The sequence below is a fragment of the Eudoraea sp. genome (assembly GCF_049669105.1).
Taxonomy (GTDB): domain Bacteria; phylum Bacteroidota; class Bacteroidia; order Flavobacteriales; family Flavobacteriaceae; genus Eudoraea.
In genome coordinates this window covers 16,848-41,207 of sequence record NZ_JBATKE010000180.1, presented here as the reverse complement: position 1 = coordinate 41,207, position 24,360 = coordinate 16,848, and the positions used below count along the sequence as shown (strand labels likewise).

The 24,360-nt window shown below is 37.3% G+C and carries 23 protein-coding genes; 13 read left to right on the top strand and 10 right to left on the bottom strand.

What is annotated here, in order from left to right:
- Positions 1 to 58: 58 nt before the first annotated feature.
- Positions 59 to 550: a 5-(carboxyamino)imidazole ribonucleotide mutase gene (purE, locus tag WBM60_RS14085; protein WP_424261180.1), complete on the bottom strand. Its 492-nt coding sequence runs from the start codon at positions 548 to 550 to the stop codon at positions 59 to 61.
- A 7-nt stretch (positions 551 to 557) separates the two neighbouring features.
- Complete coding sequence (locus WBM60_RS14080) at positions 558 to 1,712, bottom strand: 5-(carboxyamino)imidazole ribonucleotide synthase (protein WP_424261182.1); 1,155 nt, start codon at positions 1,710 to 1,712, stop codon at positions 558 to 560.
- Between the two features lie 136 nt (positions 1,713 to 1,848).
- Between WBM60_RS14080 and WBM60_RS14075 the strand changes: the two genes are divergently transcribed.
- The 5 genes from WBM60_RS14075 to WBM60_RS14055 all read left to right on the top strand — a co-directional run bounded on the left by WBM60_RS14075 (position 1,849) and on the right by WBM60_RS14055 (position 8,396).
- On the top strand, positions 1,849 to 2,967 hold the full coding sequence (locus tag WBM60_RS14075; protein WP_424261184.1) for an adenylate kinase: 1,119 nt from the start codon (positions 1,849 to 1,851) through the stop codon (positions 2,965 to 2,967).
- A 59-nt stretch (positions 2,968 to 3,026) separates the two neighbouring features.
- The gene (gene obgE / locus WBM60_RS14070) at positions 3,027 to 4,028 is read left to right on the top strand and encodes a GTPase ObgE (protein ID WP_424261186.1); all 1,002 of its coding nucleotides are present in this window, start codon (positions 3,027 to 3,029) and stop codon (positions 4,026 to 4,028) included.
- A gap of 56 nt (positions 4,029 to 4,084) precedes the next feature.
- Positions 4,085 to 4,624 carry a DUF4136 domain-containing protein gene (locus WBM60_RS14065; RefSeq protein WP_424261188.1) on the top strand — a complete coding sequence of 180 codons (540 nt, stop codon included), beginning with the start codon at positions 4,085 to 4,087 and terminating at the stop codon, positions 4,622 to 4,624.
- 275 nt (positions 4,625 to 4,899) lie between these two features.
- On the top strand, positions 4,900 to 7,179 hold the full coding sequence (locus tag WBM60_RS14060; RefSeq protein WP_424276573.1) for a S9 family peptidase: 2,280 nt from the start codon (positions 4,900 to 4,902) through the stop codon (positions 7,177 to 7,179).
- Positions 7,180 to 7,514: 335 nt separating this feature from the next.
- A complete protein-coding gene (locus tag WBM60_RS14055) occupies positions 7,515 to 8,396 on the top strand; it encodes a tetratricopeptide repeat protein (protein WP_424276574.1) in 882 nt (293 codons plus the stop codon).
- A 35-nt stretch (positions 8,397 to 8,431) separates the two neighbouring features.
- Here WBM60_RS14055 and WBM60_RS14050 read toward each other — a convergent pair whose 3' ends face one another.
- Both WBM60_RS14050 and WBM60_RS14045 read right to left on the bottom strand, forming a co-directional pair.
- Positions 8,432 to 9,217 carry an SDR family oxidoreductase gene (locus WBM60_RS14050; protein ID WP_424261196.1) on the bottom strand — a complete coding sequence of 262 codons (786 nt, stop codon included), beginning with the start codon at positions 9,215 to 9,217 and terminating at the stop codon, positions 8,432 to 8,434.
- 45 nt (positions 9,218 to 9,262) lie between these two features.
- Positions 9,263 to 9,580: a cupin domain-containing protein gene (locus WBM60_RS14045; RefSeq protein ID WP_424261198.1), complete on the bottom strand. Its 318-nt coding sequence runs from the start codon at positions 9,578 to 9,580 to the stop codon at positions 9,263 to 9,265.
- A gap of 141 nt (positions 9,581 to 9,721) precedes the next feature.
- Between WBM60_RS14045 and WBM60_RS14040 the strand changes: the two genes are divergently transcribed.
- On the top strand, positions 9,722 to 11,083 hold the full coding sequence (locus WBM60_RS14040; RefSeq protein WP_424261200.1) for a UDP-N-acetylmuramate--L-alanine ligase: 1,362 nt from the start codon (positions 9,722 to 9,724) through the stop codon (positions 11,081 to 11,083).
- A 40-nt stretch (positions 11,084 to 11,123) separates the two neighbouring features.
- Here WBM60_RS14040 and WBM60_RS14035 read toward each other — a convergent pair whose 3' ends face one another.
- A complete protein-coding gene (locus WBM60_RS14035) occupies positions 11,124 to 11,567 on the bottom strand; it encodes a DUF1569 domain-containing protein (protein WP_424261202.1) in 444 nt (147 codons plus the stop codon).
- A 66-nt stretch (positions 11,568 to 11,633) separates the two neighbouring features.
- Here WBM60_RS14035 and radC point away from each other — a divergent pair, with 66 nt between their 5' ends.
- The 6 genes from radC (at position 11,634) to WBM60_RS14005 (ending at position 17,246) form a co-directional block, all read left to right on the top strand.
- Positions 11,634 to 12,332, top strand: a complete 699-nt coding sequence (radC, locus tag WBM60_RS14030; protein ID WP_299160363.1) for a RadC family protein — start codon at positions 11,634 to 11,636, stop codon at positions 12,330 to 12,332.
- A gap of 2 nt (positions 12,333 to 12,334) precedes the next feature.
- Entirely contained in the window at positions 12,335 to 13,630 is a 1,296-nt protein-coding gene (locus WBM60_RS14025) for a polysaccharide deacetylase family protein (RefSeq protein WP_424283217.1), read from the top strand.
- A complete protein-coding gene (locus tag WBM60_RS14020) occupies positions 13,623 to 14,312 on the top strand; it encodes a YjjG family noncanonical pyrimidine nucleotidase (protein WP_424283216.1) in 690 nt (229 codons plus the stop codon). Before WBM60_RS14025 ends, WBM60_RS14020 begins: the two co-directional genes overlap by 8 nt.
- An 88-nt stretch (positions 14,313 to 14,400) precedes the next feature.
- Positions 14,401 to 14,949 (top strand): hypothetical protein, encoded by a 549-nt coding sequence (locus WBM60_RS14015; RefSeq protein WP_424283215.1) that lies wholly within the window; start codon positions 14,401 to 14,403, stop codon positions 14,947 to 14,949.
- Complete coding sequence (locus WBM60_RS14010; protein WP_424283214.1) at positions 14,946 to 16,382, top strand: DUF5723 family protein; 1,437 nt, start codon at positions 14,946 to 14,948, stop codon at positions 16,380 to 16,382. Before WBM60_RS14015 ends, WBM60_RS14010 begins: the two co-directional genes overlap by 4 nt.
- A gap of 12 nt (positions 16,383 to 16,394) precedes the next feature.
- Positions 16,395 to 17,246, top strand: a complete 852-nt coding sequence (locus tag WBM60_RS14005) for a hypothetical protein (RefSeq protein WP_424261529.1) — start codon at positions 16,395 to 16,397, stop codon at positions 17,244 to 17,246.
- Here the strand turns inward: WBM60_RS14005 and WBM60_RS14000 are convergent.
- On the bottom strand, positions 17,243 to 18,514 hold the full coding sequence (locus tag WBM60_RS14000) for a replication-associated recombination protein A (RefSeq protein WP_424276640.1): 1,272 nt from the start codon (positions 18,512 to 18,514) through the stop codon (positions 17,243 to 17,245). The genes WBM60_RS14005 and WBM60_RS14000 overlap by 4 nt on opposite strands.
- Before the next feature lie 152 nt (positions 18,515 to 18,666).
- Between WBM60_RS14000 and WBM60_RS13995 the strand changes: the two genes are divergently transcribed.
- Positions 18,667 to 19,413 (top strand): rhomboid family intramembrane serine protease, encoded by a 747-nt coding sequence (locus WBM60_RS13995; RefSeq protein WP_424283213.1) that lies wholly within the window; start codon positions 18,667 to 18,669, stop codon positions 19,411 to 19,413.
- Between the two features lies 1 nt (position 19,414).
- Here the strand turns inward: WBM60_RS13995 and rlmB are convergent, their stop codons facing one another.
- The 4 genes from rlmB to WBM60_RS13975 all read right to left on the bottom strand — a co-directional run bounded on the left by rlmB (position 19,415) and on the right by WBM60_RS13975 (position 24,352).
- Positions 19,415 to 20,152 (bottom strand): 23S rRNA (guanosine(2251)-2'-O)-methyltransferase RlmB, encoded by a 738-nt coding sequence (gene rlmB, locus WBM60_RS13990; protein ID WP_424276642.1) that lies wholly within the window; start codon positions 20,150 to 20,152, stop codon positions 19,415 to 19,417.
- 135 nt (positions 20,153 to 20,287) lie between these two features.
- Positions 20,288 to 21,634: an aryl-sulfate sulfotransferase gene (locus tag WBM60_RS13985; RefSeq protein ID WP_424278353.1), complete on the bottom strand. Its 1,347-nt coding sequence runs from the start codon at positions 21,632 to 21,634 to the stop codon at positions 20,288 to 20,290.
- 166 nt (positions 21,635 to 21,800) lie between these two features.
- Positions 21,801 to 22,601, bottom strand: a complete 801-nt coding sequence (locus tag WBM60_RS13980) for a hypothetical protein (protein ID WP_424258868.1) — start codon at positions 22,599 to 22,601, stop codon at positions 21,801 to 21,803.
- Between the two features lie 23 nt (positions 22,602 to 22,624).
- Positions 22,625 to 24,352 carry a SusD/RagB family nutrient-binding outer membrane lipoprotein gene (locus WBM60_RS13975; RefSeq protein WP_424258870.1) on the bottom strand — a complete coding sequence of 576 codons (1,728 nt, stop codon included), beginning with the start codon at positions 24,350 to 24,352 and terminating at the stop codon, positions 22,625 to 22,627.
- Between the last annotated feature and the right edge of the window lie 8 nt (positions 24,353 to 24,360).

Below are 24,360 nucleotides of genomic sequence, written 5' to 3'. Positions count from 1 at the left end.
TTTATTACTTTATTAATGAAGAGGATTTAATCTGCAGAGGAAAAAAGGCGTAAATTTCCTATTTAGGTTTATTTATTTCCTGAGCACCTTTAATTACTTTGTCCTTTAGACCTTCTTTGTATAAAAGAATTTTATCCAGTACGCACTGATCACTGCTGCCTATGATTTGGGCTGCAAGTATCCCTGCATTTTTCGCACCGTTAAGAGCAACGGTAGCCACCGGGACGCCCCCGGGCATCTGTAAAATAGACAAAACCGAATCCCAGCCATCAATGGAGTTACTGCTTTTAACCGGAACCCCTATTACCGGCAGAGGAGAAAGTGAAGCTACCATTCCAGGTAAGTGGGCAGCCCCACCGGCACCGGCTATGATAACCGAATATCCATTTTTATGAGCTTGTTTGCTAAATTCATATAATTTATCAGGCGTTCTGTGGGCAGATACAATATCAACTTCAACTTCAATATCAAATCCCTTTAAAATATCAACGGCTTCCTGCATAATGGGAAGGTCACTTAAGCTACCCATAATTACTGCTACTTTGCTCATATTTTTATTATTTGCTTATTACTCTAATCGTTTTTTTTACTTTTTCGGCTATTTTACGAGCCTCATTTATATCGTCATGTATAATAGTTACATGGCCCATTTTCCTAAACGGTCGTGTTTCCTTTTTACCGTAAATATGAGGTGTAACGCCGCTTAGTTTAAAAATTTCTTCAATATTTTGATAAACGACTTCTCCTGTATACTTTTCATCACCAACCAAATTAACCATAACCCCGGCCAATTTGCTTTCTGAACATCCAAGAGGAAATCCCAGAATGGCTCTAAGGTGCTGTTCAAATTGATTTGTATAGCTGGCCTCTATACTGTAATGACCACTATTATGGGGTCTGGGAGCTACCTCATTGACTAAAATTTCATCCTCTGATGTTTGAAACATTTCAACTGCCAGAAGTCCTACATGCTGTAATTTTTCAGACAGCATTAAAGCAATCTTCCTTGCTTTAGCAGCAACTTTATTGTCAATTCTAGCCGGGCATAAAACATATTCAACCTGATTGGCTTCCGGATGAAACTCCATTTCCACTACCGGATAATCGATTACTTCACCCTGGACATTTCTCGATACTATAACGGCCAGTTCATTTTTAAATGGAATAAGATCCTCAGCAATACATTCTACATTAGGGAGGTTTTCAAGATCATTTAAGGAACGCACAATTTTCACCCCTTGCCCGTCATATCCAAATTGGGCACTTTTCCATACAAAAGGAAATGCAATACCTCCATGAGCAACACTATCCTTTATTTCACTTGTATATGCAAATCTGGAAAAAGGTGCCGTAGGAATTTGATTGTCAATATAGAATAACTTCTGTTTAGCCTTATTTTGAATAGTGCGAAGGACCCTTGTAGAAGGATAAACCGTTTTACCTATTCCTTCCAACTTTTCAAGAGCATCTAAATTTACATTTTCAATTTCAATAGTAAGTAAATCTACGTCTTTTCCAAAATTGTAAACTACATCGAAATCCATCAGGCTGCCCTGGACAAATTCGTTACATGCAATTTTACACGGAGCCTCAGGCGATGGATCAAGTACTTTGGTATAAATGTCAAACTTCCTTGTTTCGTACAGGAGCATTTTGCCCAACTGACCTCCTCCAAGAATGCCCAGCTTAAAATCAGAAGAAAAGAAATTCATGAACTTATACTTTCTCAGGTGAATAAGATTATTTTGACTGGCTACAAAAATACATCTAAATGTTAGAATCTGCCGCCCTAAGCCTAAAAAAGAGAAAGCAAAATGCTATCTTTGCCATCCTATAAACCCTATACCATTGATAAAGCTGCATGACAAATTGTTTAAGCCATTTCTTAAGGAAGAAGAAATACAACTTGCAATTAAAAGAATTGCCGCTGAAATTGCCAAGGACTATAAAGATGAGGTGCCCATATTTGTGGGGGTTCTTAACGGGGCCTTTATGTTTATTTCCGATTTATTGAAGTATTATCCCTATCCATGTGAGGTTTCATTTGTAAAATTAGCTTCATACAGGGGACTGATATCTACAGGGATTGTAGAAACTCTCTTAGATCTTCCCGAAAATTTGGAGGGGAGAAGTGTGATTATTGTGGAAGACATTATTGACACCGGGAGGACCCTTCAGGAATTAGTCCATTTATTTTCAAAGACCAATGTCAAGGAGTTTAAAATAGCAAGCCTGTTTTATAAACATGAAATTTACAACGGAGAATACCCTATTGACTACGTTGGAATTGATATTCCTAATAAATTTATTGTAGGTTACGGCTTAGATTATAAAGAACAGGGAAGAAATTTAAGAGATGTATACCAACTAAACCAAAACCATATGATTAATCTTGTACTTTTTGGAAAACCAGGAGCAGGTAAGGGAACACAAGCTGCTTTTTTAAAGGATCAATATAATTTATTGCATATTTCTACCGGAGATGTTTTTAGATATAATATTAAGAACAATACCGAGCTGGGTAAATTAGCACAAACCTATATGGATAAAGGCGATCTTGTTCCTGATGAGGTTACTATTAAGATGCTAAGGGATGAAGTAGAAAAACATCCAGAAGCTAACGGGTTTATTTTTGACGGTTTTCCCAGAACCGTAGCCCAGGCAAAAGCACTGGATAATTTGATGGATTCAAAGGAAATGCAAATTGACGCAACTATTGCCTTAGATGCCAATGATGAAGAGCTTATACAGCGCTTGTTGGAAAGAGGTAAAATAAGTGGCAGAACTGATGATCAGGACGAGGATAAGATTAGAAATCGTTTTGAAGAATACAATCAAAAAACAGCTCCTCTTAAAGAGTATTATCAATCTCAGGATAAATTCTATAGCGTAAACGGTATTGGAGCTATAGAAGAGATTACAGGGCGCCTTAGCGCCGTAATACATGCGCTGCAGGTCGAAAGGTGATCTGAACACGAACATAGACCAGATTATACTGCTACTTTTTTTAAAATGAATATTGAGCGATGACCGAAGGGAATTTTGTGGACTATGCAAAGATGTATGTTACCTCCGGTAATGGGGGTAAAGGATCCATGCATTTGCACAGGGAAAAATTTATAACAAAAGGCGGGCCCGATGGAGGTGATGGCGGTAGAGGTGGTCATATCATTATTCGTGGCAATGAAAACCTTTGGACACTTATTGGGTTCAAATTTAAACGGCACTATAAGGCCGGGCATGGTGAACATGGAAGTAAAAACAGAAGTACGGGTGCTGATGGAGAGGATGTATATTTGGACGTACCTTTAGGAACGGTTGTGCGCGATTTGGAAACCAATGAAGTGCTATTTGAGATTACAGCACACGGAGAAGAAAAAATTGCGGCTGAAGGAGGTAAAGGAGGTCTTGGGAATTGGCACTTCAGAACAGCTACAAACCAAACCCCCAGGTATGCACAACCTGGGATTCCCGGGCAAGAAAAACAATTTACCCTTGAACTTAAAGTTTTGGCAGATGTAGGCCTGGTTGGATTTCCCAATGCGGGAAAATCTACACTGCTGTCAGTAGTAACATCCGCAAAACCTAAAATAGCAGATTATGAATTTACGACACTAAAACCTAACTTAGGAATTGTCAAATACCGGGATTTCAGGAGTTTCGTAATGGCAGATATTCCGGGTATAATAGAGGGTGCTGCTGAAGGTAAAGGATTAGGGCATTATTTTCTAAGACATATTGAACGTAATTCCATTCTACTGTTTCTAATACCTGCAGATAGCAATGATATCAGCAAAGAGTATGAAATTCTTTTAAATGAACTAAAAAGGTATAATCCTGAACTTTTGGATAAAAACAGATTAGTGGCCATCTCCAAGTCAGATATGCTGGATGATGAGTTGATTGCGGAAATGAAAATTGAATTGGATAAAGATTTTAAAGAGACTCCTTATATTTTCATCTCCTCGGTATCAGAAATGGGTCTTAATGACCTAAAAGATAAGCTTTGGGAGCTGTTAAACGAATAAACGATACAATTTTAAACTTCCCTGTTTTTTTTCTTTATTTTTATGTAAAATCGCCTATGAGAAATATTTTGATCTTGTTGGTTGTTCTATGCGCTATTTCCTGCAGTACGGTAAGGGTAAACTATGATTTTGATAAATCTGTAGATTTCACCAATTACAGCACTTATAATTATTATCCTGAAATGGAGACCGGTCTAAGTGATTTGGATTCAAAGCGACTTTATAATGCGATTGATTCAACTATGCAATTGCGTGGAATTTTATTATCCGAAGAACCGGATTTTTATATCAATATTCAAAGCAAATCTTTTATAACTCCAAATAATAGTACAGTAGGCGTTGGAATAGGCGGTACAAGTGGTAATGTAGGAGGAGGTGTATCTTTAGGAGTTCCATTAGGGGGATCTAATTTGGAACGAGAGCTAATTTTTGATCTGGTGGATAGCCAAAAGGATGCCTTGTTTTGGCAAGCAATAAGTCTCAGTAATTTTAATGAGAATAGTTCACCGGGAACCAGAGAAAAGAAGCTTTATGAAATAGTCACCAAAGTATTTTCAAAGTATCCCCCGGTCATAAAAAAGGCCAACAAAAAATAGCATAAATTTCCTTGTTTAAGCACACATACTATTCTAGGAACACTTTCCTGTTTACAATAAAGGTCCCGTTCACTTCCACTATTTTACCGTTTGTCATAAGCTGGATTTCTTAATTCTTATACAGGCATATATTTAAGTTATAATTTTCTATTTACTTCTGTAACAAAAGAGAAATTTTATATACTAATTGAACTGTAAAGCATGAAATACTTGATAAGTATTAACTCGAAAAACATTTTACCATGAATTTAAACTTTAAAATATTTAGGCTAGCTATGTCTCTAGCCTTTTTTCTTTTAGGAGCAACTGTCTTTGCACAGGACGCAGCTGGTTCCTGGAAAGGGAACCTTGCTGTGCAGGGAACCGAAATGCCATTGATATTCAATGTAATTGAGACAGATGGAAATTACTCTTCCACAATGGACAGCCCATCCCAGGGAGCTACAGACATACCAATGGATGAAACTTCTGTTTCAGAAAATGAGTTAACAATTATATACAAACAAGCAGGAATTAAATATGTAGGTAAGATTGATGGAGAAAAAATGGAGGGCACTTTCTATCAAGGCGAAATGGAACTTCCCTTACTTCTGGAAAAAACAGTTAAAACTATTCCAGGGAATCCTTCACTGGTAAGCTCAGATGAAGAATTAAATAAGATGGCTGCAATGGATAGTGGTAATTACAGATATAGCGTGGAAGATTATTTTGCAAAGCCTAAGGCTTCTACTTTTAGATTTTCTCCGGATGGAAAATACATGTCATATCGAGAAAAAGATGATAATGGAAAGCGACATATTTATGTAAAAGAAATTGCAACAGGAAATATAACCCGGGCCATTGAAGAAAAAGAAGAGTTGGTTAGAGGCTATGGCTGGGTGAATAATGAGCGTATGGTTTATTTAATGGATAATGGAGGGGATGAAAATTATCACGTATTTGCTGTTAATCTGGATGGTTCAGGTCTTAAAGATTTAACTCCTTTTGAAGGTGTGCAGGCACAGTTTTCCGATTTATTGAAGGATGATAAGGACCATATTATTGTTCAAATGAACAAAAACAATCCTCAAGTATTTGAACCATATAAGGTTAATGTGGTAAACGGGGAGCTGAAACAACTCTATAGTAATGAAGATGCTTCTAATCCCATCTCAGATTATAATTTTGATAAAGAAGGAAATTTGAAGGCATTTACCAGGATTCGGGATGGAGTGGAACAGGATATCTATTATGCAACAGAGGAAGGTAAATTTGAGCTTTTCAAAAGTCTTAATTGGAAAGACGCTTTTGGGATTTTACAATTTAATTATGCCACTCCAAATCCGCATGATGCTTACATGGTAACTAATTTGGAAAGTGATAAGTCAGAAATTGTCCTTTATGATCTTAAAGAAGATAAACAAATAAAAAAGATATTCAGTAATGATAAATATGATGTTTCAGACATTTCTACCTCCAGAAAAAGAAATTGGGAGTTAGATTATTTCCAGTACGAAGGGGAGAAGCAAGTTATTGTTCCGGTAAGCGATTATTTCAAAAAATTACATACCAGAATTGAAAAACAATTTGAAGGTAAACAATATAACATTGCAGATTTCACGGATGACGAAAGCAGTTATTTGATTTACGTGTCGAGTGATAAAGTTTATGGGGTTTATTACTCTTATGATGTTAATAAAGATGAGTTTAAAGAACTATATAACTTAATGCCGCAGCTTAAGGAGCAGGATATGGCAGAAATGCGTCCAATAACATTTAAAAGCAGAGATGGCATTACCTTACATGGATACATTACAATCCCTAAAGCAGCGCTAAGTGGCCAAAAGGTTCCTGTAATTGTAAACCCTCACGGAGGTCCGCAAGGGATTCGCGATTCCTGGGGATTTAATCCGGAGGCACAATTATTTGCAAGTAGGGGTTATGCTACGCTTCAGGTAAATTTTAGGATCTCTGGCGGGTACGGCAAAGAATTTTTAGAATCCGGTTTTAAGCAAATTGGCAGGAAGGCTATGGATGATGTGGAAGACGGTTTGCAGTATGTAATTGATCAGGGATGGGTAGATAAGAATAAAGCAGCCATTTATGGAGGGAGTCATGGCGGGTACGCCGTACTTAGAGGTTTAACTAAAACACCGGATTTATATGCCTGCGGTGTAGATTATGTGGGTGTATCAAACATATTTACATTTATGAAAACCATTCCCCCATATTGGAAACCTTATCTTAAAATAATAAAGGAAATTTGGTATGATGAGGACATCGCTGAAGAGAAGGCCATTATGGAAGAAGTGTCCCCGGTCTATCAAATAGACCGCATTGAGAAACCCTTATTTGTAGTACAGGGAGCCAATGACCCCAGGGTTAATATAGATGAGTCAGATCAGATAGTGAGTGCTCTTAGATCTAAGGGATATGATGTTCCATATATGGTAAAATATGATGAGGGTCATGGTTTTGCCAAGGAAGAAAATTCAATAGCACTATATAAAGCTATGATGGGCTTCTATGCGATACATCTTGGTCAGCAGGAAATAGAACCACCTCTAAAGGACTAATCATTTTTCGGGATATGTAATTTTAAGCTTTACAGAAAGGAACCATTTGGTTCCTTTTCTTTTGCTTTTATTGCAAGTTAAATCCTTTTTTTGCTATTTCAAGTTCATCATGCTGTTTCCATTACAACAAAATTCAGAAATTTGTTGAGTCCGAAAACCATGACAAACAGCCTAAGAACTATACTTAGGGCCATAAAGGCTTATAAATTCCATATGCTTTGAGAAAACTAAAACTACCAAAGTGCCAAAAGAGTTGTCTAATAATTTTAATCCAGTAATAATTTTTAAGGATTCAAATTCGTTTACGACATAATAGCTGAGTAAAAATAAATAATGTGAGACCCTTCATATTCCTTTTCATTTTTATGTATTCTATTGGTTTAGATGCGCAAATAGTTCCCGCTGAAATAACCTATTCAATAGGTGCCGGGAAATACAAGCGCGCCACTGAATTATTGTTACAACAGCCCAACCTGTATTCTAATCCTGTTCTCTTGGATAAGCTGGGTGAAACTTATGCATATCAGGAAGAATGGGACAAGGCTATTGAGATTTATAAAGAACTTACCATCTTAGTTGAGGATAACCCTGCCTACTTTTTTAAGTATGGTGGTGTTTTAGCGAAAAAAGCACAAAGTAGCAATCCTTTTGTCGGACTTACTCTTTTAGCGCGTATAAAATCGAGCTTTAATAAAACCCTTGCTCTTGACCCATATCATATTGGAGCGCACTGGGCTATGATAGATCTTTATGTGTCATTGCCGGGAATAGTTGGCGGAAGCTATAACAAGGCTTATGAATTGGCTCAAGAACTCAAAAAGATTTCACCTATTGACAGCTATTTGGCCCTTGGTTATGTCTATGAATATGACGATGAACCAGCTAAGGCCAAGACCAGTTATCTTGAAGCGTTGGCTTTGGTAAAAGAATATAAGGAATTTGAAAGAAATCAATTAAATTATCAGCTAGGTAAGGTGTGCAGTGATTATGGCATTCAATTGGATACAGGAATTGAATTTATGACCAGATATATTGAGAACCATTCTATTAAAGATGGCGTTCCTTTGGAGTGGGCTTATTTTCGAATGGCACGTTTGTACCGGAAAAAAGAGAACAAACAGAATTCTTTATTTTGGATAAATAAGGCCCTTGAAAAACGAACTGGTTTTAAAAGAGCAGAGGAAGAAAAACAAATAATTCTTGCCTTAAAAGGATAAATCTTTTGCTGTAATATAATGAATAGGGCTTTATTTTAAAGTGATTTTAATAAACCCCCATCTATAGGAATATTTGTTCCTGTTATATATGATGCTTTTTCTGAAGCCAGAAAAGCTACCAAATATCCATATTCATTGGGATCTCCTATGCGTTTCATAGGTACCTGATCTTCCATAGCCTTGCGGACTTTATCTACAGGGATCCCCATTTGTTCCGCTTTCTTTTTATTCAAATCTGTGATCCGTTCCGTGTCAAAATATCCCGTTAAAATATTGTTTACCGTAATTTTATCTGAAGCAACCTCATTGGCTAATGATTTTGCCCATGTAACCACTGCGGCCCGGATAGTGTTTGAAAGCACCAAATAACCCAATGGTTCCTTTACAGATATAGAGGCCACATTAATTATACGCCCCCATTTATTTTCCATCATGTGTTTTAAAGCCAGCTGAGTAGTATATACAACAGATTTAAACAGCAGATCAAAAGCCTCCTGATAATCAGAAATATTCTTCTCTAAGGCACTGCCGGAAGAGGGTCCCTGCGTATTATTTACCAGGATGTCTATCTTATGATTTTCAAAATATTCTGAGATTTTTTTTTGGTAACTATCAAAATCCGTAAAATCTACAACCAGATAGTTATGAGGAGGGCCTTCATTATGCGTAAGCCCTCTTACAATAGATTTTAATTGATCCTCACTTCTGGCCATTAGCGTAACACTGGCACCACTTTCCGCCAACTGCTCGGCAATTGCTTTGCCAATGCCACGGCTGCTGCCACCAATTAAAGCTCTTTTACCGTGTAAAGAAATCTGCATAAAACTACTTTTTGAAAATCTTTAAACTCGAATGTTTTTAAATATTTATATGTATTCTTCCCTAACCGGGCTAAAGATATCCATTAACTTACATGGCGTTAAAGCCTTACCGCTATGCGGGGCAAAGGGCGGTATAACCACAAGATCATCTGGTTTATAGAGTTTGGTAAGTCCATTGACTGTAAACTCAAAAGTACCTTCTAAGACTTGCATTATTTGTTCATTTTTATGAGAATGCTCCGGTACTGAGGCACCCTCTTCCACATCCCAATAGGCGAGAGTCATATTTTTTGTATGTATCATTTTGCCATGATAACCAGGCATAATTTCCTGAGATGTAACTTCTGAGAGTTTTATAGTCATAATTGTCCGGTCCAAATATTTTCAACAACTGGCTTAGGAAGCTGCTTCGATTCCTTTACGAAGATAAAAATAATAACATGTTTAAAGAAGGTTTGAGATGCTCTTTTCAATTCCTATCTTTAGCATCTAATTTTGTTGTAAATGCGCATACATTTTATAGCTATTGGGGGAAGTGCCATGCATAACCTGGCCCTTGCCCTGTATCAGAAAGGATATATTGTTACCGGCAGTGATGATGTAATTTTTGAACCCTCCAAAAGCAGATTGGCAAAACAAGGAATCCTCCCTTCTGAGTTTGGTTGGTTTCCAGATAAAATAGATGCTTCTTTGGATGCTGTTATCCTTGGAATGCATGCCAAGGCGGACAATCCTGAATTGTTAAAAGCCAAACAGCTTGGACTTAAAATCTACTCATATCCAGAATTCCTCTATGAACAATCTAAACATAAAACCCGTGTTGTTATTGGAGGAAGTCATGGCAAGACTACCATTACTTCGATGATCCTTCATGTAATGAATTATCATGGGAGGGATGTAGATTATATGGTTGGTGCTCAATTGGAGGGATTTGACCGCATGGTGCATCTTACGGAGGAAAACGATTTTATAGTTTTAGAAGGAGACGAGTATCTTTCCTCACCTATAGACAGGCGGCCAAAATTTCATTTGTACAGGCCTAATATTGCCTTGTTAAGTGGCATAGCCTGGGACCATGTCAACGTTTTCCCCACTTTTGAAAATTATCTGGAGCAATTTCGGATTTTTGTGGATAGTATAGTTAAAGGAGGGAGCATTACTTATAACGAGGAAGATGTAAATGTTAAAAATATCGTTGAAGCCTCTGCAAATTCCATACGGAAACTTCCCTATTCTACCCCGGATTTTTTTGTTGAACACGGAAAGACTTTTTTAAATACCGGGGAAGGCCCAATGCCCCTCGAGATTTTTGGCCGTCATAATTTAAATAACCTGGCAGGGGCAAAGTGGATTTGTCAGAACATGGGGATTGATGAGGAGGATTTTTATGAGGCCATCACTTCATTTAAAGGCGCTTCAAAGCGGCTGGAAAAGATAGGCGAAAGGGATAATACGATAATCTTTAAAGATTATGCTCATTCCCCGAGTAAAGTGGCAGCAACCACAAAGGCGGTAAAAGAACAATTCCCGGATCGAAAACTGATTGCTTGTTTAGAACTACATACCTATAGCAGTTTAAATGCCGAATTTTTAAAGGAATATAGAGGGGCTTTAAAAGAAGCGGATGTATCTGCAGTATTTTATATTCCTGAATCAGTCAAAATAAAGGGTTTAGAGGAAATAACAAAAGATCAGATAGAGCAGGCATTTCAGCAGAAAGACATTAATATTTTTACCAATAGTGCTGCCTTTAAAGAATTTCTTTTTGAACAGGATGTTACTAAGAGTATCATATTATTCATGAGTTCCGGAAACTATGGTGGCCTGGATTTGAATGAGGTCGTAAACATCATTAAAACTAACTAAGCCTGTTTATTCAATTATCACCCTCCTTTAAGGACGTCTGTTAGACCCCAAATTGCCTGAGATGGTGATCTAAATGCTTGTATTCCAGTTTTCCCCATTGCTCAGGGGTGAAATCACCAAAAATTGGATGTGCATTCCAGTCTGTTCTATCGCGCAGGCTATATAGCTCATTAATTAGCTCCAGTAATTTTTTATGTTCCACCTCAAATTCTTTTTCTTCTTTAGCCTTGGCAAAAGGGGTGGTCGGTAAGTTTTTTCGCCAGGGTTTATCGCTGTACATAGACTTTTTAAAGAACCAGCGAATAATTGGATTTCCCCGTTTCTCATATTTTTTATTCTTAATCGCCGCTTTTACGAATATTTGGCAATGCCATAGCATTTGACCAACGCTCATTTTACCCCATGAACCTTCTGATTCAGGACTTAGTTGACTAAAACGTTCTACAACTTCATTATATGTAAATTCATCAAAAATTGATTTCATGAATTCTTATTTAGGATTTTATGAATGAAATTTACAATAATTTTTTTTGTTGATTATCTTTAGGGCATGCAACAAAAATCTTCTTCTTTTTCCATTAAGAATTGGTCTGACGATGACAAACCAAGGGAGAAATTAGTGCATAAGGGGCGTTCAGTTCTTTCTAATGCCGAGCTTATTGCCATTTTAATTGGTTCGGGGACCAAAAATGAAACTGCCGTCGCTCTTTCCAAAAGAATTTTGGCCTCCACTAATAATAGCCTAAACGAATTGGGTACGGTATCCATAAAGCAATTAATGAAGTTTAAAGGCATTGGCGAGGCCAAGGCCGTATCTATTGCAGCGGCATTAGAGATAGGTAGAAGGAGGCAAAATGAGAAGGTAAAAGAGAAGGCGCAGATCTCCAGTAGTAAGGCAGTTTTTGAACTTCTGCAACCTTTGGTTGCCGACCTTCCTCATGAAGAGTTCTGGATTGTTTATTTAAATAACTCAAATAAGGTTATTCATACGGCTCAATTGAGTAAGGGAGGTATAACCGGTACCTTGGTGGACGTTCGTTTGGTAATGAAACAAGCACTGGAAATCGGGGCAGTGTCCTTAATATTAGCCCATAATCATCCTTCAGGGACACTTAAAGCGAGTGAGGCCGACAAAAAAATCACTAATAAACTTCAGAAAGCTTCTGAAGCCATGGATATCAGGGTACTAGATCATGTAATTATTACCCAAAACAAATACTATAGCTTTGCTGACAATAATTTGATATAATTATGCTTTTGATATATACCCATAAAATTACTCCGCGTTTCAGTTATACCATGAAGCAGGTTTTTACCAGGATACTTGGGATAGATATCATTTTCACTACAAAGGTTGAGGATTTTATTAAACATACTGGCCCTAAGATCACTTATAGCAAACAGCCTTTACAGAATGAGTTTTTTGTCAGAAGTAATGAATTGCTATTTGTACATGGGATAAATGATTTACAAATAACCGTTGAAGACTGGGAGGGTACCCCATGTTTTTTCAGGACAAAAGAGCCTAGTGTTATTCCTTATGATATTTTTTCGGCAAGCTTTTATCTTTTAGCGAGATATGAAGAATATTTACCATACTTAAAAGATACACATGGCAGGTTTCCGCCATTAGAAAGTATAGCTTCTACTAATAATTTTTTGCAATTGCCGGTTGTAGATATTTGGGCATACAGATTTCTTGATAAGCTTAAAGAACGTTTTCCTGCTATAGTTAGTAAAAAACGAAAGTTTCAACATACTTCAATAATTGATGTTACTTCATCACACTGTTTTGCACACAGAGGCCCCGTGAGAAGCATAGCGGGCTTGCTGTATGACATGGGGACTTTAAAATGGAAACGGGTAGTACAGCGCACTTCTGTATGGCTAAAGATTAAAAAAGATCCTTATAATAATTACGAAGACTTAATAGAAATTCAGAAAAAATATCAAATAAAAAGTATCTTCTTTTTTCAGTTCGCCAATTATTCAACCTATGATAAAAATGTTTCCCCCGAAAACAACAATTTTAAGTACCTAATTAAATCTGTGGCCGACTATAGTGTCGTAGCTTTGGCAGCTTCTTATAGTTCTTTTAGGGATGTTAAATTATTAAAAGAAGAAAAAAAGAGGTTATCTAACGTTGTAAACAGGCCAATAAATTATTCAAGGATGAGATATAACAGGGTAGATATTCCTCATACATACAGAAACCTTGTAGAAGCAGAATTTACAGATGATTACACCATGGGATATACTCATGAAATGGGCTTTAGAGCAGGTACATGTACGCCTTTTTACTTCTATGATATTGCAATTGAAGAAAAGCAACCCATTAAAATTCACCCATTCGCTGTTCATGACTATGCCTTACGCAATTCCAATTCTGAAGATGAAGCACTAGAGAAGATCCGTATTTATTATGATCAGGTAAAAAAGGTTAATGGGCACTTTATTACTATTTTTTCTAACGAATTATTGGGCGGAGACCAGGAGATTAACTGGTTAGATTTATACAATAAAGTAATTCAGAAGTATCATGTATAGCCAAAATATTTCGGATATATTTTTTGATTTGGATCATACGCTTTGGGATTTTGAAAAGAATTCGGCATTGACATTCCAAAAAATCTTTACTGAAGTAGAAATAGATGTCGATCTCTCTAAATTTTTGGAAGTCTACGTGCCGGTGAATCTCGCATTCTGGAAATTATATCGCGATGATAAAATTAAGAAACCGGAATTGCGTTTTCAAAGGCTAAAAACAACTTTTGATGCCATAGGCTACGAGATTAAAGATGAAGTTATAGACATATTATCGACGGAATATATCACGAATCTGGCCACATACAATAACCTGTTGCCATATACAGTTGAAATACTAAATTATCTGAAACCCAAATACAAGCTACACATTATTACCAATGGATTTGAAGAAGTACAGACCAGAAAATTGGTAAACTCAAATATTTTCGGATATTTTGACCAGGTTATTAATTCTGAAATGGCAGGAGTAAAAAAACCGAATCCCGAAATTTTTGAACTTGCATTAAAAAAGGCTAATACTGCGCCGGATAAGTCGCTAATGGTGGGCGATAGTATAGAGGCAGACATACTTGGGGCGAAAGCTGTAGGATTCCATGCCTTACATTTTAACGCTCATAATGATCTGAAACATGAACATTGCATTATGATTCATAGTTTGCGTGAAATAAAAAAACATTTATAGAGTTATATAAGGGAGAATAATATAGGAGGCAATACCTATTTAGGTGGTTTCAATAAATAATTAACCATTATAAAACTGGTATATAGCAATGAAATATATCCCAAAAAATCTACTTGCCATTCTTTTTTGTGCTGGAATATTAAGTTCCTGCGCGGAGAAACAGGATTTTGATCAATTTGATAATCTCGATATCACCCCAACTGCGGAAGCTAGTATTCTTTATTTAGAAACTCCTGAGCGCATTATTAATGAGGTGAACGGAATAAATTTTTTCTCTCAAATATTTAATTTCGACGCATTTAACGAACAGTTTTTTGCGGATAATGTCTTAGATGGCGTTGTAACGTATGAAGTTGAAAATACAACAAGTAAACCTCTGGATATTACTTTTGAATTTTTGGATGATTTAGGGAATTCTTTGGATTCTGAAAATTTTAGTGTTAATGCCGCCCCAACTGCAATATTACGGCGTGAAATTGCTTATGGACCCGCAGGCAGGAGCCTCGATATTATTAGAAATACCTCGGCAATTAGAGTTAGTGCCATAAATTTAGGTGATAACACCAGTGTATCTGCTTTGCCTAACCCAACCGTTTTCTTAAGATCCAGCGCTAAATTCAGGATTGGACTAAAATGAAAAATAGTCTATTCCCTTTAATTATCCTTTTTACGGGGTATATATCCTCTTATGCACAAAATAAAGCGGTGTTGTATGATTTTCAGGAGATTCCACAGGCTTTGATGGTTAATCCGGGGATGAATACATTTTATAATTGGTATGCCGGTGTCCCTTTTATATCCGGTATATATGCGGGGGGAGCTACAAGCGGACTTACGGTAAATGATATTTTTGCTGCTGATGGGCTGGATATTAATCAGAAAGTAAGAGATCGTGCGGTGAATGCATTAAGTAAACGCGATGAAGTAAATGGAATCTTTCAGGTGGATATATTAAACGGTGGATTCCGTGGACAAAAAGACCCGGCTAATTTCTATTCATTTGGAATGTATGTTGAAGGCTACGCCCTTAATTATTGGCCAAAAGATCTCGCAATTTTAGCTTTTGAAGGCAATGCGGACAGATTGGGACAAAGATTTGATCTAAATGATCTTAATGCCAGTGGTCAATTTATAAATGTCTTTCATTTCGGAATTAATAGACAGATAAAAAATAACCTCACTTTGGGTGCCCGGATCAAATTGTATTCAGGTATTTTGGATTTTAATTCCACAAATAATAACGGTTATTTCGAGACCATAGTAGGTGAGAATAATTTGTTGAGGAACACTTTGGTGTCGGATATGCGATTAAGAACTTCTGGCCTTGATGCACTTATAGAGGCCAATGATAATGGCGGGGGGATAGGAAGTTTACTAACTAAAAGAGGATTTTTTGGCGGTGATCCCGGGCTTGGTTTTGATTTAGGAGTTACTTATAATCTTAATAAACAAACAGTAATCACCGGCAGTATTTTGGATATCGGATTATTATATCACACCTCTGACGTAACAAATTATACGCTTGAAGGGGCTGCCTCAGTTGAAGGGGTAGAAATTATTTTGCCAGAAGCGCTTAACGATCCCAATGCTGATTTTTGGGAAGATCTGGTGAATGAAATTGAAGAATTAATACCGTTTGAAGAGAACAGTAAGAACTATGTAACTTTACGGCCGATAAAATTTTATTCATCCATTCGTTATAATTTTGGAAAACAAGGCGAACCAACTGAGGCTTGCGATTGCGATATTCAACCTGATAGCGGTGATAGATCTTTATATTACCTGAATAGTTTAGGAGGGCAATTGTATGTGATAAACAGACCACGGGGACCGCAGTTTGCGGTAACTGCATTTTATCAGAGAAGATTTGCTAAAGTCCTGGCACTAAAAGCAACCTATACTGTTGATAAGTTCACTGCTTCTAATATAGGTTTGGGCATGAGCCTCCAGGCCGGACCTGTGAACCTCTATATTATGGGTGATAATTTATTGTCTTACGGTAATATTGCTGACAGCAACTACGCTTCTTTACAATTAGGATTAAATATCATATCTTGGGAGAGAAACTGATATATAATTTAAATGAAGAATATTTTTTCCTGCCTGTTTTTAGTTTTTACATTTTCATATGGACTACAAGCGCAATTAAATGATTATAAATATATAATTGTACCAAAAATATTTAAGGGTTTTAAGGAGGAAAACCAATACAAAACAAGTACTCTTTTAAAACATCTTTTTACAAAAAAAGGATTTGAGGCCTATTATGAAGATGAATTGCCATCAGACCTTAATGCTAACAGGTGTCTTGGCCTCCTGGTACAATTGAATCATAAAACCAGTATGTTCTTAACTAAAGCTTCCATTATACTCGAGGATTGTAATTCCAAAGAAATCTATACAAGCCTGGAAGGAAGTAGTAAAGAAAAGGATTACATATCGAGCTATAAGGAGGCGATTGAATTGGCTTTTGCATCAATCAGTGCCCTTCCTTATACCTATAACCCTGTTCAGAACAAAAGTGTCACTGCCAATGCCACAATACCCAAGGCAGAGGAAAAAAGTGCGCCGCCGGTGACTACAGCGGAACCAACACCTGTCCCTGTTCAGGAGAATTTAAAGCAATCTGAAATAGCCGCAAATCCAAAAACTGTGGCGGTTGAAAATACGGAGGTCGTCGCAGCGACCTTAAGTACCCTTGCCAAAACTTCAGAGCCACATGTATTGTATGCGCAACAAATTACCAATGGTTATCAACTGGTTGATAGTACTCCAAAAATTCGTTTGAAAATATACAGTACCTCCGTGCCGGAGGTCTATATTGGCGCAAATGATAAAGGAAATGGCATTGTGTATAAGCGTGGATCCCAATGGTATTTTGAATACTACGTTTCCGACAAATTAGAAATTGAAGAGCTTGTCATCAAATTCTAGTACTTCTTTCCCCACCGTTTTTCGAGAAATTCTCTGAGCGCTATCTCTCTTTTATTATTTCCGGGAATATAAAAGGAAGTCCCTTTTATTTGTTCAGGCAAGAATTCCAGATCCGTAAAATTATCCTCAAAGTCATGAGCGTATTTATAGTTTTCACCATAACCCAATTCTTTCATTAATTTGGTGGGTGCATTCCTCAAAGGTAGTGGAACAGAAAGATCTCCGGTTTCCTTAACATACTCCTGTGCCTTTTTGATGGCCATATAACTCGTATTGCTTTTTGGAGAAGTTGCCAGATAAATGGCACATTGGCTTAGCAGTATTCGGGCCTCAGGATACCCTATAGTGTTAACCGCCTGAAAAGTTGAATTGGCGATAACCAATGCGGTAGGATTGGCCATACCAATGTCTTCAGACGCCGATATTAATAAACGTCGCGCTATAAACTTCACATCTTCTCCACCTTCAATCATTCTGGCAAGCCAATAGACCGTGCCATTCGGATCACTGCCGCGGATAGATTTAATAAAGGCGGAAACTATATCGTAATGTTGTTCTCCTGTTTTATCATATAATACGGTGTTTTTCTGAACCTTTTGCATCACCAGTTTATCTGTGATAACAAGTTCTGTTTTATCTTCAGAGGAAACGACTAATTCGAAGATATTAAGCAGTTTTCTGCCATCACCACCGGAAAGTCGCAAAAGAGCTTCAGTTTCTTCAAGCGTAATATTTTTTGACTTTAGCATGATATCTTCAGCCATTGCTCTTTGTAATAATGCTTCTAAGTCTTCTTTCCCAAAAGAATTAAGTATATAAACCTGGCAGCGCGACAAAAGAGCGGGAATTACTTCAAAGCTTGGATTTTCTGTAGTTGCCCCAATAAGCGTAATCCAGCCTTTTTCTACAGCACCCAGTAAAGAATCCTGCTGGGATTTACTAAAACGATGGATTTCATCAATAAACAGAATTGGATTTTTAGAAGTGAATAAGCCTCCACTTTGCTTTGCTTTATCTATTACTTCCCGGATGTCCTTTACACCACTGCTTATAGCGCTTAATGTATAAAAGGGTCTTTCGCTTTCATTGGCAATTATATGCGCCAAAGTGGTTTTCCCGGTTCCTGGTGGTCCCCAAAGAATTAGTGAGGGAATATTTCCTTTTTTTATTTGGAGGGATAAAGAACCATCAGCACCAACTAAATGACGCTGACTAATATAATCCTCTAGAGTTTTTGGGCGTACTCGTTCTGCAAGTGGTTCGTTCATATGATAAATGTAATAAATACGTTTCTACCTTATACGATAACTGAATTTATAATAAAGTTGGTTAATCTATAAATAAAAATATTGCCCTGACAATTTATCATGTTTTGTATTTATGGCCAATAATTTGAAGAAATAAAATGTAATTTAAGCTTATGTCGGAGGAAACCTATTTTAAATTTTCGAATAAAGTACTTCTTGTTCCAATGATTGCCGTACTATTAATATGGACCGTTTTTTGGGTGGAGATTCGATTTCAGATCAATTTAAATCAGTACGGTATATTTCCAAGAACTTTAATCGGATTAAGAGGAATGCTTTTTAGTCCATTTTTGCACGGTTCAATAGAACATCTTTACAATAATACCATACCTATTGCTATTCTAACCGCTTCATTGGTCTATTTTTACAGAAGCATCTCCTTTAAAGTACTGTTGTGGGGAGTACTACTTTCCGGTTTGTTAACCTGGATTATTGGCAGACCGTCCTATCATATTGGTGCTAGTGGCGTAATATATGTATTGGCTAGTTTTATTTTTTTCAAAGGGATATTTACCAAACATTACCGGCTTGTGGCCCTTTCATTGATGGTTGTATTTATTTATGGAAGTTTGTTGTGGTTTATATTTCCACTGAAAGATAATATTTCCTGGGAAGGACATTTGTCCGGGTTTATTACAGGTTTAACCCTTGCTCTTTTTGTAAAGGCTAAAATACCCACAACCAAAAAGTATGCCTGGGAATTGGAAACTTATAATGAAGAGGAGGATGAGTTTTTAAGACACTTTGATGAACATGGAAATTTTATTGAAAGAAAAGATGAGGCTTTAGAATCAGAAGAAAAACCCTTTAAAATAACGTACCATTTCAGAGAAAATAAAACTAAAGACAAGCCCACTTAAATTACACTGTCCTTTGTCTTACTGCTTCATACAAAAAAACACCACAGGCCACAGATACATTTAGAGAGGCAATTTCACCCATAAGAGGCAGCTTTGCTTTTTGATCCACAGTTTTAAGAATTGAAGGAGATATCCCAGTATCCTCGGAGCCCATAATAATGGCACAAGGAACCTTAAAATTTACGTTGTAAATACTGTTTTCCGTTTTTTCAGTAGCGGCAATTACCTGAATTCCTGATGCTTGAAGATAAAAGACTGCGTCTTTCAGATGATCAATTTTGGCAATAGGAACCTTAAAGGCAGCCCCTGCAGAGGTTTTTATCGTGTCATCAGTTACAGGTGCGGCTCCTTTTTTTTGAATGACAATTCCATCTACACCGGTACATTCAGCAGTTCGTATAATAGCACCAAAATTTCTGACGTCAGAAAGTTGGTCTAAAAGAAGAAACAAAGGAGCTTCCTTCTTTTGCACAACCTCTTCAACAAGAGTTTCAAAGTTGTAAAATTCAATCGGCGAGATATTGGCAATAACACCCTGGTGGTTATTTCTGGTAAGTCTGTTGAGTTTTTCAATAGGGACATAGGAAAAACTAATTCCATTTTCCCGGATCAAGGCTTCTAATTCTTTATAAAGACTACCGCCAAGCCCTTTTTGAATAAATATTTTATCTATGGCGCTTTTAGAATTAATAGCTTCAATAACGGCCCTTATGCCGTAAATACGAGAAGTTTTTTGCATGTCTTAAAGATAGATAAATACAATCCATTTTTATAGACTGTTTTAGTGTAATCATACTATTTTAGAATGTATGGCCCTGTATCTATTTATAAACTATAGGATACCCCCTAAGGCGTAATAATTTAGAGGTTTTATTTATTCCAACCCAAGAGCTTGTATCTCCGGAGCATCTTTATTGTAATGATAGCCTCTCCAGTAAAAACCCTCCGAACGTAGTTTCCAAACAACTTCACCACCTTCTGTGACTTCCCAAAAACCAAAATCTCCTTCGGTGATTAATCTATTCCCATTAGGTAGTGTCACCGCTCCGGAAACTTTTGGCGAATACAATTCGGGATCTGTAAAACTCCAGACTATCTCGGGTTCATTGTTCATATTGGGTAGTAATTCAAAGGTATTGGGAAATTGCAGTTCATAAACCACAGATTGTTCGGTATTGTTCATATTGTTGACAAAAATCAACATATTCTTTTTTCCTGAAACTTCAGTATCTATTAAATTAGGAAAATGGTTGTTAAAGAACAATCGATCACCCATAGAATTATTGTAAGCCGAAGGATTGCCAAAACGGTAGACTAAATCGCCACCTTTTTGATAATTCCCTCCTGCAGAAGAGGCGGCTTCAGAAGTATTTGAGCTATGATCTATGACCCAAACTTCATGAAAAAAGTTGACACTCATAAAAATCAGATCATTAACTTCATCATAGGCTATGCCATTGGAATGCATAATATCACCATCTTCCTGTTGTTGGGTATAATTAAAATTTATCAATTGCGGATTATCTGATATGATTCCAAAGTTTTCCCTGGTATCATCATAGTCCTGAACAAGATGGTCCCATGAATGCCATTCCCATACAATCTGATCTGTCCTGGGATCTATTTCAATAATTGCCTCAGTATAAAGGTCACGGTTATGGACCGAACCATTTTCAATGGCTTTCTGAACGGGCATTCGTTCCCAGACCAGGGCAATTACATTGCCATTTGGCAGTAATTCCACATCATGGTGGGTAATATAGTCTTCCGTAGAATATTCGAAGTTCCAGTCTATTGAGCCATCTCTATTAATAAACTGAATCTTTCCTCCTTTGCCTCCGTAGGTAATCAAAGGCGTATCAGCCTCAAGTATCGCAAGTAATCTGTTATCCGGCAAAAGGTAAACATCATTCCCTATATTGTTGCCCAGAGGCCACTCAAACAATAAATTGGCATTTTTGTCAATAAGGAATGCCCTGTTATTTCCTGCATCATTAACAAGTATATAGCTATCAAAAACAAGATCCGGATTTATAAAGTCTGTACTACCGTCAAAACCTGCTGCTGTATCCTCATCGTCTCCGGAATTTGAATCGTCCGATGAATCGGGATCTTCTATGGTTTCGGGTTCAACGGCGAAGGAGTCATCATTTTTACAAGAAAGGATGACAAAAGCCATAAAAATGAGCACTATGAGTGAAGTAATCCTAATACGCTTCATAAAAATAAAATGTAAACAAATTTACATCATATCAACGAAAATGAGGTCTTAATTAACAAAATAAAAAGCTATGGTAAATTATGAAAATAATTTACCATAGCTTTTTAGATATAAATCTGGAAGTATCTAAACAATTAGTAAGATACCTCCAGATTAAGTTATTAAATTAGTTAACACATTTCCCAGGAGCCGGCCCATATTCACCATAAAGAGCTCCGTCAGGAGAGAAAAGCGAAAAAGAGTGTTCTCCTTCAAAGTTCCCAGAAGTATAAAAGATTTCTAATACACCAGCTGGCACATCAATATCATATATTGCTTCAAATCCTTGATCTGCAGAAATAGTATACGCGGTAGTTGAACCGTCTATACTGAAAGTTAAGAAAGCACCATCCCAACCATCTCCATAACTATCCTGTAAATTAGCAACCCAGGTTCCGGCGGTTTCAACATCCGTAATAGGTGCACAATCCACTAATACAGTAAAAGTAAAGCCATTAAACTGCGCTAGTTGCCCGGTAACATCACCTGTAAAATTACTAGCTGTCCAAAATCTCCCGTCCTTCCCTATACACGTACCTATAAATTGGAAAAGATCTCCGCCACCTATATCCGCGGTAGTAATTCCTAGGAAACCGGTTAATTCCGCATAAGTGTATGAGATACTTGTTGGAAATTCGGTAATAGTATTCAATGGTATAGTATCATAGTCACCACTGCCACTTATCAAAGTAAAGCTTAGATCATACTGGGCAACATTGTCGACCGGAACATCTATGGTTGCTTCAAAAGTTGCATCAGGAACATCTTCAACCAGATAGACAGTTTGATTAACAACAGCACGGACATAAGCCGCCTTGTTGGCATCATCCAAATGAACACTTAATGGAAACTTGTCTTCATTTTCACAGGATGCTATAGTTAAGGCAACGGCAAGAATCCCTAAAATGATTTTATTTATATTTTTCATATTTTTCATTTTTTATAGATATTTTAATTTACAAAACCTGGAGGATTAGTGTCCCAGAATACCGGGGTATCCGGATTTGCCTTCTGGTTGATATTGGTATTGTTATCTGAAGCCGTCTGTGGATACCACTGAGATCTCAGGAAGGTACCAGGATTCTCAACTAGAGTAGCAGGGCTTAAATTATCTGGTTGTCCTGTTCTTCTATACGTGTTATAAGCAGTCATTCCATCACACCAGGAAGCAATAAACACCTGTTCCGCAATGATTCTCAGTTTTCCAGTATTGTCGGCTGCATCATAGGCGGCTAATATCCTCGCAACATGGGCATCAATAAGGGCAGGAGTAGCCTCAAGACCAGTTCCAGTTGCCAATGGAGCTCCAAAGGCTGCGACTTTGTTCATAGATTCTCTAACACCTGTTTCTAAATAAATTCTGGCGTCTCCGGCTGTTCCAAGCTCAAGAGCAGATTCTGCTAACATAAAATGAGTATTGGCAGCCAAAAGCATAGGAGAAATACCAGCTCCGGCCAAACCTTCGCTAACCGCAGTAGAACCTGAAACATTTCTGTAATCATCTGCATCAAAAGGACCCCCTATAGGATATGTACCATGCAGTGTACGAAAAGCGTCATCTGGCGGAATACCATCAGGATCCATGTGGTTTCTTCCCCAAAGACCACCATATCCATTGGTTCCGGGTACTGTGCAATAGTAATTAAAACCTGCCCACCAACTAGGCAATGTTGGTTCAATTATACATTCTTTGGTAATATTATCAGCCCCATCATAATTGCTTTGTTGTCTGTAAAAATAGTAGCGAATTCGCGGATCAATAGCCGTATATTGATTCGCCATTAAATTCATGAAGTAATTACAGGTGTAAAAGTCAGAACTAGGGCCTGCACCATCGTAATTTTGGTCAAAATAAGGATGTCTGCTATCCGGTGCTGCGTTACTTGTACCCCACTGGAATTGAAGATCATCTTCAGAGGAAGCGATAAACTGACCACCAGCAATAATACTATTGATAGTAGCAGCAGACGCAGCTGTATTTACCAACCTACTTTGAACGGCCAAACGCAATCTCATAGTGTTAGCAGCTTTGATCCATTTGCCTTCATCTCCTCCATAATACAAATCATTGGATGGAAGGGTCAATTCGGATTTTTGAAGATTAGCAACAGCATCTTGTAAAAGTGCATCTAAAGCTGCATAAATATCAGCACCTGAGTCAACAGCCGGATTAAAAATTCCCTCTACACCTCTAGCGGCTTCAGTGTAAGGAACATCACCAAATAAATCTACCATGTTCATCATTGCATAAGCTTCCAGGATCTGTCCGATTGCCACATGTGTAAACAATTCTGATTCTTCCGCTAAAGGAGTCATTGTTCTGATGTCGATCAGTAATTCAGAATACATATCATCCCAAATCTGGTCATAATCGCCCGGATCATAAAACTCGCGGTAAGTTGGCCCAAATCCGTGTTGAATACGAACCGGTTCCATTCCAAACTGTGCCCATCCATTTTCTGCACGTCCTTCGGTTCCCGAATGCAGATTTGCAACTTTAATCTGAATTGCATTCAGGAAAAAATCAATATCCGATTGCTCCGGGCTTAAAGAGTTTGGATTCGGTTGGACACTCACATCGGTGGTTTCACATCCATTTATTAGTAACATTGATGTGGCAATAAATACCAAACCAATAAACTTAAACCTGTTTCTCATAATATTCGTTATATTTTTCATTTCTCTTA